The sequence below is a fragment of the Streptomyces sp. NPDC048191 genome, from assembly GCF_040652655.1.
GTDB lineage: Bacteria > Actinomycetota > Actinomycetes > Streptomycetales > Streptomycetaceae > Streptomyces.
On the sequence record NZ_JBEZMO010000005.1, the window covers coordinates 26,911 to 39,628 of the forward strand.

The window sequence follows — 12,718 nt, forward strand, 5'->3', positions numbered from 1 at the left end:
ACCGTGTGTAGAGTGCTTCGCATGTCCATCGGTCACACCCTCCTGGGGCTCCTGGAGTCCGGCCCGCGCCACGGCTACGACCTGAAGCGGGCCTTCGACGAGAAGTTCGGTCACGACCGGCCACTGCACTACGGCCAGGTCTACTCCACGATGTCCCGGCTGCTGAAGCACGGCCTCGTGGAGGTCGACGGGATCGAGGCGGGCGACGGTCCCGAGCGCAAGCGGTACGCCATCACCGACGCCGGCGTCACGGACGTCGAGCGCTGGCTCGCCACGCCGGAGAAGCCGGAGGAGTACCTCCAGTCGACCCTGTACACCAAGGTCGTCCTCGCGCTGCTGACCAACCGGAACGCGGCCGACATCCTCGACACCCAGCGCTCCGAGCACCTGCGCAGCATGCGGATCCTCACCGACCGCAAGCGCAAGGGCGACCTCGCGGACCAGCTGATCTGCGACCACGCGCTGTTCCACCTGGAGGCCGACCTGCGCTGGCTGGAACTGGCCGCCGCGCGCCTCGACAAGCTCCGTGCGGAGGTGGCCAAGTGACCGCTCCCGCAGGCTCCCTGCTCGTCGCCGACAACCTGCGCAAGGCCTACGGCCCCACGGTCGCGCTCGACGGCGCCGCGTTCTCCATCCACCCCGGCGAGGTCGTCGCCGTGATGGGCCCCTCCGGCTCCGGCAAGTCGACGCTGCTGCACTGCCTCGCCGGCATCGTGCCGCCCGACTCCGGGTCCATCACCTACGACGGCCGTGAACTGGCCGGCATGAGCGACGCCCAGCGCAGTGCGCTCCGGCGCAGCGAGTTCGGGTTCGTCTTCCAGTTCGGCCAGCTCGTCCCCGAGCTGACCTGCGTGGAGAACGTGGCCCTGCCGCTGCGGCTGAACGGCACCTCCCGCAAGCAGGCCGAGCGGGCCGCGCTCACCTGGATGGAGCGCCTGGAGGTGGACGACCTCCGGGACAAGCGGCCCGGCGAGGTCTCCGGCGGCCAGGGGCAGCGCGTCGCGGTGGCACGGTCCCTGGTCACCGGGCCCCGGGTGCTGTTCGCCGACGAGCCGACCGGCGCGCTGGACTCCCTCAACGGCGAGCGCGTGATGGAGCTGCTGACCGACGCGGCCCGCTCCACCAACGCGGCCGTCGTCCTGGTCACGCACGAGGCCAGGGTGGCCGCCTACTCCGACCGCGAGATCGTCGTACGCGACGGCAGGTCCCGGGACATGGAGCGCGCCATATGAACGCCCGGCAGTGGGGCCGGGATCTCGGCATGGGGGTCCGGTTCGCCTTCACCGGCGGGCGCGAGGGCTGGATCCGGGTGCTGCTGACGGCGGTCGGCGTGGGGCTCGGTGTGGCGCTGCTGCTGCTGACGACCGCGCTCCCGACCGCGCTGGCGGTGCGGGACCAGCGCAACGACGCCCGCATGGACTACACCTACGGCCCGAAGCGGACGAAGGCCGCGAACACGCTGGTGATCTCCGACGTCGACACGACGTACCACGGCATGGACGTGCGCGGCCGCCTGGTGGAGCCCGAGGGTCCGCGGGCACCGCTCGCCCCGGGCCTCACGAAGTACCCGGCGCCGGGCGAGATGGTCGTCTCCCCCGCGCTGAAGGAACTGCTCGGCTCCGGTGACGGCACGCTGCTGCGCGAGCGGCTGCCGTACCGGATCACCGGAACCATCGCCGAACCCGGGCTCGTCGGCTCGCGGGAACTCGCCTACTACGCCGGCGCGCAGAACCTGGCCTCGCGCATGGACGGCTGGCGGACCGCCCGGATCACCCACTTCGGCAATCCGCAGGCGTCACCGTCGAAGAAGGCCGACCCCGTGCTGATCCTGCTGGTGCTGGTCGTGTTCACGGTGCTGCTGATGCCGGTCACCGTGTTCATCGCCACGGCCGTACGGTTCGGCGGTGAGCGGCGCGACCGCAGGCTGGCGGCGCTGCGGCTGGTGGGCTCGGACAGCCGGATGACCCGGCGGATCGCGGCCGGCGAGGCGCTCGCCGGATCCCTGGTGGGCCTGGTCTTCGGCACGGTCTTCTTCCTGCTCGGCCGGCAGTCCGCGGCCTCGGTCGAGATCGTGGGCATCAGCGTGTTCCCCAGCTATCTCAACCCTTCCCCGGCGCTGGCCGCCCTGGTCGCCCTCGCCGTTCCGGCGGCGGCGGTGCTGGTCACCCTGTTCGCGCTGCGCGGGGTGGTCATCGAGCCGCTGGGCGTGGTCCGCACCGCCCGGCCGGCGCGCCGCAGGCTGTGGTGGCGGCTGCTGCTGCCGCTGGGCGGACTGGCGTGCCTCGCGCCGATGATCGGACAGGGCCGCAACAACGGCAACTTCAACGAGTACCTGGTGATCGGCGGCGTCCTGCTGCTGCTCTTCGGGGTGACCGCGCTGCTGCCGTGGGTCGTGGAGGCGTTCGTGGCCCGGCTCGGACGCGGCGGGGTGGCCTGGCAACTGGCCGTACGGCGGCTGCAGTTGGGCAGCGGTACGGCCGCCCGGATGGTGAGCGGCATCGCGGTCGCGGTGGCCGGTGCGATCGCGCTGCAGATGCTGTTCGCGGGCATCGAGGGCGACTACACCAAGACCCCCGCCCAGCACGCCGAGCAGCCGCAGATGCAGGTCAACCTGTCACGGGGGATTCCCTTCCTGACGACCGCCGGGAAGTTCACCGCGACCAAGGGCGTGCGCAAGGCCACCGCGCTGGGCAGCACCACCCTGGGCGACGGGCCCTGGAGCCGCGACCGGGGGCCGGCGAACTCCGTCGGGCTCACCGTGGGCACCTGTGCCTCGCTGCGCGAGATGGCCGACCTGCCGGACTGCCACGACGGTGACGTCTTCGCGGTGACCGGCGGGGACCGGGACGCCGACGTGGCGAAGCTCGCCCGGCCCGGCCGGACCCTGCACATCGACACGAGCAACGGCGAGGGCGGAGGCCCGGACGTCGTGTGGACCGTGCCGAGGGGACTGGAGAAGGGCCGCGCGATCCCCGGTCTGACCGATCTCAGGGAGAGCGGTGTGCTGGCCACCCCGGGCGCCGTCCCCGACCGGGCGAGCCGCACGCTGACCGGATCGGTGTACGTCTGGTACGACGGTTCGGTGCCGGACGTGCCGGAGTACGTCCGCAACACGGCAGCGGCGATCGACCCGTTCTCGGACCCGATGATCTGGCGGGCCACCGAGCGGTCGGCGCAGTTCGCCTCCATCCGCACCGGCACGTTCGCCGGCGCCGTCTGTGTGCTGGCGCTGATCGGCGTGAGCCTGCTGGTCTCCCAGCTGGAGCAGTTGCGCGAGCGCAGGAAGCTGCTGTCGTCGCTGGTCGCCTTCGGGACCCGGCGGCGCACCCTGAGCATGTCGGTGCTGTGGCAGACGGCCATCCCCGTTGCCCTGGGCCTGCTGCTCGCCTCGGCCGTGGGGCTGACACTGGGCGCGGTGCTGCTGAAGATGGTGGGGGTGACCGTGGGCGTGGACTGGTCGAGCATGCTGTCCATGACCGGCGTCGGCGGGGCGGTGGTCCTCGCGGTGACCGCGCTGAGCCTGCCGCCACTGGTCCGGCTGATGCGCCCGGAGGGCCTGCGCACGGAGTAGCGCGCCGGAGGGGCACGGGACCGCGTGGGCGCGCACCGGAACCGGTCGGCCGGAGCGCTAAACGGAAGCTTCCAGCACCCGCACCTCAGGGCCCCGAGCGCCCCTCGCAGAGCGGCGGCCAACTCCTCGTACCCGGCGGGGCGGTGGTCCTCGCGGTGACCGCGCTGAGCCTGCCGCCGCTGGTCCGGCTGATGCGCCCGGAGGGCCTGCGCACGGAGTAGCGCGCCGGAGGGCCACGGGACCGCGCGCGACACGCGACTCCGCCGCGTCGGCCCGCACCGGAACGGGCCGGCCGGAGCGCTAAACGGAAGCTTCCAGCACCCGCACCGGCAGGGCCCCGAGCGCCCCTCGCAGAGCGGCGGCCAACTCCTCGTACTCGGCGGACCGCGCCGCCCCCGCCCGCATCGCGAAGGCGACCCGGCGGCTCGGCGCCGGGTCCGCGAAGTACCCGGTGAGGAGCTGGCTGCTGCGCGTCGTCTCCAGCTTCAGCGCCGTACGCGGCAGCAGCGTGCAGCCGAGGCCGCCGGCGACCAGCTGGACCAGGGTCGAGAGCCCGGCGGCCGTCGTGGTCACCGGGGCGTCCTCGCGGCCGGCCTCGCGGCAGATGTCCAGGGCCTGGTCGCGCAGGCAGTGGCCCTCGTCCAGGAGCAGCAGGTTCAGCTCCTTCAGCGCCTCGCGCGGGATGCCCTCGCGGCCGCCGAGCCAGTGGTCGAGCGGGGTGACGAGCACGAAGTCCTCGTCGAACAGCGGGAGTTCGACGACACCGGGCACGCCGAGCGGGACCGCCAGCAACAGCAGGTCGAGACGGCCGGAGCCCAGGCCCTCGATCAGGCTGGCGGTCTGCTCCTCGTGCACCTGGAGGTCGAGGTGCGGATAGCGCTCGTGGACCAGCCGCAGCACGGTCGGCAGGAGGTACGGCGCCACGGTCGGGATCACGCCGAGGCGCAGGACGCCCGTGAACGGCGCCCGGACCGCCTCGGCCTCCTCCAGCAGCGCACCGACCGCGTCCAGCACCGCCTTCGCCCGCACCGCGAGCCGCTCGCCGGCGGGCGAGAGCAGCACCTTGCGCGTCGTACGCTCGAGGAGGGTCACCCCGAGGGTCTCCTCCAGCGCCGAGACCGCACCCGACAGGGCGGGCTGGCTCGTCCCGATGGCGGCCGCCGCGTCCCGGAAGTGCAGATGCTCGGCGACGGCGGCGAAGGCACGCAGCTGGGCGAGGCTCGGCTGCCTCCGCTTGCCGTTACCCATGGTCACTGATAACCACCTCCGATCAACATGACCGAGTGTAGCTATTTCCCGAATCAATGCACCCTGTGCCAGCATCGACGGAGTCCAACCCATGGGAAGGATCCTCAAAAGGGGTCCTTCCTCGCTGCAAGGAGAGCGTGTGCTCACTGTCGGTGACAAGTTCCCCGAGTTCGAACTGACCGCCTGCGTCTCGCTGGAGAAGGGCAAGGAGTTCGAGCAGATCCACCACAAGACCTACGAGGGCAAGTGGTTGGTCGTTTTTGCGTGGCCCAAGGACTTCACCTTCGTGTGCCCGACCGAGATCGCCGCGTTCGGCAAGCTGAACGACGAGTTCGCCGACCGCGACGCCCAGATCCTCGGCTTCTCCGGTGACTCCGAGTTCGTCCACCACGCCTGGCGCAAGGACCACCCGGACCTGACCGACCTGCCGTTCCCGATGATGGCCGACTCCAAGCACGAGCTGATGCGCGACCTGGGCATCGAGGGCGAGGACGGCTTCGCGCAGCGCGCCGTCTTCATCGTCGACCCGAACCGCGAGATCCAGTTCACCATGGTCACCGCCGGTTCCGTGGGCCGTAACCCCAAGGAGGTCCTGCGGGTCCTGGACGCCCTGCAGACCGACGAGCTGTGCCCGTGCAACTGGACCAAGGGCGAGAACACCCTGGACCCGGTCGCGCTGCTGGCCGGTGAGTGACCCATGTCGCTCGACTCGCTGAAGTCCCGCGTCCCGGACTACGCCAAGGACCTGAAGCTCAACCTGGGCTCGGTCATCGGCAACTCCGACCTGCCGGCGCAGCAGCTGTGGGGCACGGTGCTGGCGACCGCCATCGCCTCCCGCTCCCCGATCGTGCTGCGTGAGCTGGAGCCGGAGGCGAAGGCGAACCTCACGCCGGAGGCGTACACGGCCGCCAAGTCGGCCGCCGCGATCATGGCGATGAACAACGTCTTCTACCGGACGCGTCACCTGCTGTCCGACCACGAGTACGGCACCCTGCGCGCGGGCCTGCGGATGAACGTCATCGGCAACCCGGGCGTGGAGAAGGTCGACTTCGAGCTGTGGTCGTTCGCGGTGTCCGCGATCAACGGCTGCGGCATGTGCCTGGACTCGCACGAGCAGGTGCTGCGCAAGGCCGGCGTGGAGCGCGAGGTCGTCCAGGAGGCGTTCAAGATCGCCTCGGTGATCCAGGCGGTCGGCGTCACCCTCGACGCGGAGGCGGTGCTGGCCGAGTAGGCCACCCCCTGAAGACCCCGTTCACTCCTGGTGGACGGGGTCTTCGGCGTTCTGGGCGACGGTCTCCTCCGGTGCGGCCTGTTGCCGCTGGAGCTCCTCCGAGTACTGCCGCAGGTACCCGACCACCGTGTTCGTCACCGCCACCAGCGGTACGGCCACCACCGCGCCGCCGATGCCGGCCACCATGCCACCGGTCGCGACCGTGAGGACGACCGCCAGCGGGTGGACGCGGACCGCGCGGCCCAGGATGAACGGCTGCAGGACATGGCCCTCGATCTGCTGGACCGCGAGCACGACCACCAGGGTCATGACAGCGGTGAAGACGCCCTGGGTCACCAGCGCCACGATCACCGCGAGCGCGCCGGAGGCGACGGCGCCGACGAGCGGGATGAACGAGAACAGGAAGATGAACACGGCCAGCGGCACGGCCATCGGCACGTTGAGGAAGTAGATGCCGATGCCGATGAAGATCGCGTCGATCAGGGCGACCAGGACCGTGCCCCGGACGTAGGCCGTCAGGGTCCGCCAGGCACGCGGGCCGGCACCTGCCACGCCCGGGCGGGCCGCGGAGGGCACCAGCTTGAGGAACCACTCCCAGATGCGTCGGCCGTCGTAGAGCAGGAACAGCGTCGAGAAGAACACCAGCAGGATGCTGGTGAGGGCCTCGATGATGACCTGAACGCCCTCCAGTCCTGCGGACGTTATCTGGTCGGCGTTGGCGCCGATCGCCTCACGGAGGTTCTTGGCGATCTGGTTGATCTGCTTGTCGGTGACGTGGAAGGGGCTCTTCAGCAGCCAGTCCCGCAGGTCGTCGATGCCGGACTGGATCTGGTTGGAGAGCGTGTCGATGTTCTCCATGACCTGCCAGGTCACGAACCAGCCCATCAGCCCTATGACGACGAACCCGCTGATGGCGGTCAGCGCGGTGGCCAGGCCGCGCGGTACCCCGCGCCGGGTGAGCCGGGCGACCGTCGGCTGCAGCAGCGCGGTCACGAGCAGCGCGATGACGAAGGCGAACACCACCAGCTGGACCGCGCTGATGACCCGCATCAGCACCCAGACGGTGCCGGCGAGGACCAGCAGGCGCCAGCCGGCCTCGGCCGCGACGCGCACACCCCAGGGGACGGCCTCGGCGGGGTCCGGCCGGTGTCCGGCCGCGGGCGCGGGCCGGCGGGCGGGCGGTACGGCGGCCTCGGCGGCGGGTTCCGGGACGGCGGGTTCCGGGGCGGCGGGCTGCGGTGGGACCTTCGGGAAGTCGGAGGATTCCGGGGCGTCCGGGTCTTGCTCCCGCTCCACCTCCGCACGGCGCTCGTCCAGGCGCTCGCTCATCTCGGTGAGACCGGCACCGAGCTTGCCGAGCCACCCTGGCACTCGCGACATGATCCGTCCTCTTCCCCCGCGTCCCCGCGTGCTCGCCACCTCTCCTCCCCCTGGAGGCGTCCGGGTACGACCGTACAGTGCGAAAGCCCCTCCCCTGAGGACGGGGAGGGGCCGCGCGAGGTTGAGCGGGGCGGCTCGACGTGCGCAGGCGCTCAGTCGGCCGGACCCGGCGGAACGCCTAGTACCAGTGGTTGGCCGACCAGAACGACCAGGCCTGGCAGGGGCTGCCGTACCGGCTGTTCATGTAGTTCAGGCCCCACTTGATCTGGGTCGCCGGGTTGGTCCGCCAGTCGGCGCCGGCGGAGGCGTACTTACCGGCGGGCAGGGCCTGGAAGAGACCGAAGGCGCCGGAGGAGGCGTTGGTCGCCTGGTAGTTCCAGCTGGACTCGTGGTCCACGATGTTGCTGAAGCACTGGAACTGGTCGCTCGCCACCATCTGACGCGCCATCGCCTGGATCTGCGCGACCGTGTAGCTGCTCTGGACCGGGAAGCTGGAGGAGTCGCGGGCGCTGTCACGGCTGGCCGCGGCCTTCGCCTCGGCGCGCGCCTTCGCCTGCTTGGCCGCCTCCTGCTCGGCCGCCTGCTTCTTCGCGACGGCGGTCTCGGCGGCTGCCTTGCGGGCCGCCTCCTCGGCGTCCTTCTTGGCGCTCGCGTCGGCCGCGATGGCCTGGGCGTCGGCCTGCTGCGTCAGCGACGCGGACTGGACCTGAGCCTGCTGGCCCTCGGGTATGTCGGCGAGGAGCGTGGTGTCGGCTGCCGTCGCCTCGGCGTCGTTGTTGTTCTGCGCGACGCTGCCCGAGGCAACTCCGACGACGCTTCCGACGGCGGTGACCGCGGTGGCCGAGGCCACTGCGAATCCCCGGACCGAAATCCGGCTCACACGGTTTCCTTCCAGCATCGCCCGCTTCGGTGACCCTGGCGGACGCAATCGTGCCCCTGACACTGGCCTCCCAACTGCGGGGTCACGGGAGGCACGGGCCCGGTGGGCAACTCCCCTCAGGGGGAGCGCCGCGTGGTGCTCGGGCGGCATACGACGAACTCTATGGAGTTGGTGGTGCTTCTGTGGTGCTGTACCGCTGGGGGTACAGGTGTGTCGTATGCGGGGCCTGACAGGACTGAGACTCTGCCGTAACCGGACGCCGGGTGGCAATTCTGCGTTGAGTGTGAAAGCTCACATCCCGTTTGGCCCCGCGGATTTCCGGAAAGCTCCACACGCCGAGGCGCCGCCCGGCTAGGCTCTTGGCCTTTGCCGGACGGCGCCAACTGCCGTACGGGTGGGGTCAGATGTGACCGTCCTCCAGCATTTCGGTCACAAGCGCCGCAATCTGGGACCTCTCGGATCGGGTCAGGGTGACGTGCGCGAAGAGCGGATGCCCCTTCAGCTTTTCCACCACGGCCACCACACCGTCATAGCGCCCCACGCGCAGATTGTCCCTTTGCGCCACATCATGGGTCAGAACGACCCGCGAATTGGCGCCGATTCGGGACAGAACAGTCAGCAGGACATTCCGTTCCAGCGACTGCGCCTCGTCCACGATCACGAACGCGTCGTGCAGCGAGCGGCCGCGGATGTGGGTGAGCGGGAGCACCTCCAGCATGCCGCGTGCGGTGACCTCCTCGATGACCTCGCGGCTGGTGACCGCCGACAGCGTGTCGAAGACGGCCTGCGCCCACGGGCTCATCTTCTCCGCCTCGGAACCCGGCAGATACCCCAGCTCCTGCCCGCCGACCGCGTACAGCGGCCGGAAGACCATCACCTTCTGGTGCTGGCGCCGCTCCAGCACCGCCTCCAGCCCCGCGCACAGCGCGAGCGCCGACTTGCCGGTGCCGGCCCGGCCGCCCATCGAGACGATCCCGACGTCCGGGTCGAGCAGCAGGTCGAGCGCGATGCGCTGCTCGGCGCTGCGACCCTTGATGCCGAACGCCTCCCGGTCGCCGCGCACCAGACGGACGTTGCCCTCGGCGCTGACCCGGCCGAGCGCCTTGCCGCGCTCGGAGTGGATGGTCAGTCCGGTGTGCACGGGCAGTTCGGCGGCCTCGGGAACGTACAGGTGCCCTTCCTCGAAGAGGATGTCCACCTGTTCGCCGGAGAGCGTCAGTTCGGACATTCCGGTCCAGCCGGAGTTCTCCGTGATGGCGAGCTCGGCGCGGTACTCCTCGGCGAGCAGGCCGACCGAGGACGCCTTGATCCGCAGGGGCAGGTCCTTCGAGACGACGGTGACGTCGTACCCCTCGGCCTGCAGGTTGCGGGCCACCGCGAGGATGCGGGAGTCGTTGTCCCCCAGGCGGTAGCCGGTGGGCAGCACGCTGGGGTCCGAGTGGTTGAGCTCGACACGGACGGTCCCGCCCAGTTCCCCGATCGGGATGGGGGCGTCGAGGCGACCGTTCTTCACCCGGTAGTCGTCCAGCAGGCGCAGGGCCTGGCGGGCGAAGTAGCCGAGTTCGGGATGGTGCCGCTTGGCCTCCAGTTCCGTGACCACGACGATGGGGAGCACGACCTCGTGCTCGTCGAAGCGGGTCAGGGCGTTCGGGTCGGCCAGCAGGACGCTGGTGTCGAGAACATAGGTGCGCCGGTCTGGCTTGTGGCGCTTTGTGCTGGTCACCACGGAAGGACGTACCCCCTCGGATGAGGTCGGGGAGCGACGAGAAGGAGCTGGACCGGTCGACGGCCGCCCTGCACGGGCCGGCAACCGGCCCTCCGCCTCTTCGTCCGCGCTGTGACCGCACGATCGGGCTGGTGCAAAGGGCCTCCCGGGCGGACGGCCCCGAGCCGCCCGCTGAGATCCGACACCCGTGGTTCGGGTGTCGACCTGACTGGCTTATGCCCTCGAACATGCACTGCCATGCAAAAGCGGCCATCGGCGTGCCGGTGAACTCCTCGTTAAGGCTGCCCGAATCGGGGCGAACGCAACACCCCGCCGGCCCTGGGGCCGGCGGGGTGTTCGGTGTGGCTCAGCCGCCGTAACGGCGGTGACGTGCGGCGTAGTCGCGCAGCGCGCGCAGGAAGTCCACCTTGCGGAAGGCCGGCCAGAAGACCTCGCAGAAGTAGTACTCGGAGTGCGCGGTCTGCCACAGCATGAATCCGGACAGCCGCTGCTCCCCGCTGGTGCGGATGACGAGGTCCGGGTCGGGCTGGTCCCCGGTGTAGAGGTGACGGCCGATCATGTCGATGTCGACGGACTCGGCGAGGCCCTGCAGCGTCTCGCCCTTGTCATGGGCGTCGAGCAGCATGGAGCGCACGGCGTCGGCGATCTCCTGCCGGCCGCCGTAGCCGATGGCCACGTTGACGACTATGCCGTCGATGTGGGCGGTGGCCTCCTCGGCCTCCTTCAGGATGTGCTGCAGCCCGGCCGGCAGCAGGTCCATCGTGCCGACGTGGTGCACGCGCCAGCGGCCGTCGGCGGCGAGCGTACGGACGACGTCCTCGATGATGCCGAGCAGCGGGACGAGTTCCTCCTGCGGCCGGTCGAAGTTGTCCGTGGACAGCAGCCACAGGGTGACGACCTCGACGTCGGTCTCGGTGCACCAGCCGAGGAACTCCTCGATCTTCTCCGCACCGGCCCGGTGGCCGTGGACGGTGGTGGAGCCGGACGCCTTCGCCCAGCGGCGGTTGCCGTCCATGATGACGCCGATGTGCTTGGGCACCTGGTCGTGGTCCAGGTGGCCCTCCACCCGGCGTGCGTAGAGCCTGACGAGCAGGCTGCGCAGGCTGTCGCGCAGGTTCACGTGGCCCTCCGGGGATGGCGCGGGGTAGGTAGGTGGCGGAGCCGTTGAGCCTACCCCCGCCGGTGGCTCGGCTCCGGCTCGGGGCGGGGGGCTGTTCCCGCGCCCCACTGGTGGGGACGCCGAGCCCGCGCCGAGAGGTTCCCGGTGTGCCGTCGAAGGACGTGCCGACGGCGGGCAAGAAAAACGGGCCGGTCCGTGGGGGGGAGACGGACCGGCCCGAGGGGGGGTTTCCACCATAACCCTTCGTGAGGGATGGTGGGTGCATTGCCGCGAGACAACTACTCTCCGGAATCGTCCGGCGACGCCCCGGTGGGCTCGGAACGCCGGATTCAGGGGGGCCGCATGGCCGGTTCACAGCGGATTCTCAGGGAAAACCGGTCGGATAAGAAATGTTTCGTAGGGATCCGAGCGGTTTAAGCCACCTTGGGGTCATGTCGGCGAGTCACCCCGGGGGTCCCCCCGACGGGCTACCCGGCGGGCGAACGGTGACTTGACGGTTCCGCTACGGGATGCGCGCGACCGCGCCGGCAAGCACAGCACCGCGCAGCCCCCTCCACTGCGCGATGCCGCCCGCGCAGCTTTGCTGACGCGAATTACCTTGGTCTGAACTTACGTGACAGGTGGGACGGCTGTGAACCGAAGAGGGTAACGATGTGGAAACCTCGGGAAGATCGTGGGTGAACCGCGACTGTTTTCAGCCGGTTTCCGCCGCCTTCGCCCCGGAGCCGCCCGAACCGTCAGCGGGCCGGCTTGCGGACCTCGAAGAGATGACGGGTGCTGTGCGCGACGAACGGGCCCTCCCGCTCGATCCGCTCGTGCAGCGCACGCAGTCGCGGCGCGTACGCCTCCACCGTGAAGCCCGGGACCATCCACACCACCTTGCGCAGGAAGTGGACGACGGCGGCGATGTCGTGGAACTCCATCCGCAGCCGCTCCGCCCGCAGTCCGGCCACCTCCAGGCCCGCCGCCTCGGCGTCGGCCCGCTCCCGCTCGGGGTCCCGGCAGGAGCGCACCTGCGGGGACTGCGGCCCGAGGAAGTACTCGACCAGCTCGAAGACGCTGGCCGGGCCGACATGCTGGGCGAAGTACGTGCCGCCGGGCCGCAGCACCCGGGCGATCTCGTCCCAGTACGGGCGCACCGGATGCCTGCTGAGCACGAGGTCGAACGACTCGTCGGCGAACGGCAGCGGCGCGTCGTCCGGCGCGGCGACGACCACCACCCCGCGCGGCCGCAGCAGCGCGGTGGCCTTGGCCACGTTCGGCGGCCAGCCCTCCGTCGCGGCGGCCAGCACCGGCCGGGCCGGCTCGGCCCTGCCCAGCGCGAAGTCCAGCACCTCACCGCCGCCGGTCTGGACGTCGAGCACGGCCTCGGCCCCGGCCAGCCGCTCCCCCGCCGACACGGCGTACCCCCACGAGGGCCGCTCCTCGGTGGCCCGCCCCGCGAACCAGGAGAAGTCCCAGCCCCCGGTCGGTACGGCCGCGCCCTCGGCCACGAGGTCCTCGAAGGAAGGGTTCACCGGCATGCCGCCCATGATCGCAGGACTCCTGTCGGTGCCGCCTGC

11 protein-coding genes are annotated in these 12,718 nt (G+C 70.7%); 5 read left to right on the top strand and 6 right to left on the bottom strand.

Annotated elements, in window-relative coordinates:
* Nucleotides 1-21: 21 nt before the first annotated feature.
* Genes AB0D93_RS10650 through AB0D93_RS10660 form a run of 3 tightly spaced genes read left to right on the top strand, consistent with a single transcriptional unit; the run spans nt 22 to nt 3,571 of the window.
* Nucleotides 22-546, top strand: coding sequence for a PadR family transcriptional regulator (locus tag AB0D93_RS10650; RefSeq protein ID WP_362116369.1), 525 nt, complete (start codon nt 22-24; stop codon nt 544-546).
* Nucleotides 543-1,232, top strand: a complete 690-nt coding sequence (locus AB0D93_RS10655) for an ABC transporter ATP-binding protein (RefSeq protein ID WP_362116372.1) — start codon at nt 543-545, stop codon at nt 1,230-1,232. Before AB0D93_RS10650 ends, AB0D93_RS10655 begins: the two co-directional genes overlap by 4 nt.
* Nucleotides 1,229-3,571 carry an FtsX-like permease family protein gene (locus tag AB0D93_RS10660; protein WP_362116375.1) on the top strand — a complete coding sequence of 781 codons (2,343 nt, stop codon included), beginning with the start codon at nt 1,229-1,231 and terminating at the stop codon, nt 3,569-3,571. Before AB0D93_RS10655 ends, AB0D93_RS10660 begins: the two co-directional genes overlap by 4 nt.
* Before the next feature lie 300 nt (nt 3,572-3,871).
* Here the strand turns inward: AB0D93_RS10660 and AB0D93_RS10665 are convergent, their stop codons facing one another.
* On the bottom strand, nt 3,872-4,819 hold the full coding sequence (locus AB0D93_RS10665) for a LysR substrate-binding domain-containing protein (protein ID WP_362117210.1): 948 nt from the start codon (nt 4,817-4,819) through the stop codon (nt 3,872-3,874).
* Between the two features lie 139 nt (nt 4,820-4,958).
* On the opposite strand from AB0D93_RS10665, the gene AB0D93_RS10670 reads away from it, so the two are divergent.
* Together AB0D93_RS10670 and AB0D93_RS10675 are read left to right on the top strand one after the other, a co-directional pair.
* The gene (locus AB0D93_RS10670; RefSeq protein ID WP_362116378.1) at nt 4,959-5,513 is read left to right on the top strand and encodes a peroxiredoxin; all 555 of its coding nucleotides are present in this window, start codon (nt 4,959-4,961) and stop codon (nt 5,511-5,513) included.
* Between the two features lie 3 nt (nt 5,514-5,516).
* Nucleotides 5,517-6,050 (top strand): alkyl hydroperoxide reductase, encoded by a 534-nt coding sequence (locus AB0D93_RS10675; protein ID WP_362116381.1) that lies wholly within the window; start codon nt 5,517-5,519, stop codon nt 6,048-6,050.
* Between the two features lie 21 nt (nt 6,051-6,071).
* Here AB0D93_RS10675 and AB0D93_RS10680 read toward each other — a convergent pair whose 3' ends face one another.
* The 5 genes from AB0D93_RS10680 to AB0D93_RS10700 form a co-directional block, all read right to left on the bottom strand.
* Entirely contained in the window at nt 6,072-7,430 is a 1,359-nt protein-coding gene (locus tag AB0D93_RS10680) for an AI-2E family transporter (protein WP_362116384.1), read from the bottom strand.
* A gap of 178 nt (nt 7,431-7,608) precedes the next feature.
* Nucleotides 7,609-8,328, bottom strand: a complete 720-nt coding sequence (locus AB0D93_RS10685) for a transglycosylase SLT domain-containing protein (protein WP_362116387.1) — start codon at nt 8,326-8,328, stop codon at nt 7,609-7,611.
* 382 nt (nt 8,329-8,710) lie between these two features.
* Entirely contained in the window at nt 8,711-10,036 is a 1,326-nt protein-coding gene (locus AB0D93_RS10690; RefSeq protein WP_362116390.1) for a PhoH family protein, read from the bottom strand.
* 346 nt (nt 10,037-10,382) lie between these two features.
* Nucleotides 10,383-11,156 carry an isoprenyl transferase gene (locus AB0D93_RS10695; RefSeq protein WP_362116393.1) on the bottom strand — a complete coding sequence of 258 codons (774 nt, stop codon included), beginning with the start codon at nt 11,154-11,156 and terminating at the stop codon, nt 10,383-10,385.
* A 737-nt stretch (nt 11,157-11,893) separates the two neighbouring features.
* Complete coding sequence (locus AB0D93_RS10700) at nt 11,894-12,679, bottom strand: class I SAM-dependent methyltransferase (protein ID WP_362116396.1); 786 nt, start codon at nt 12,677-12,679, stop codon at nt 11,894-11,896.
* Nucleotides 12,680-12,718: the final 39 nt, after the last annotated feature.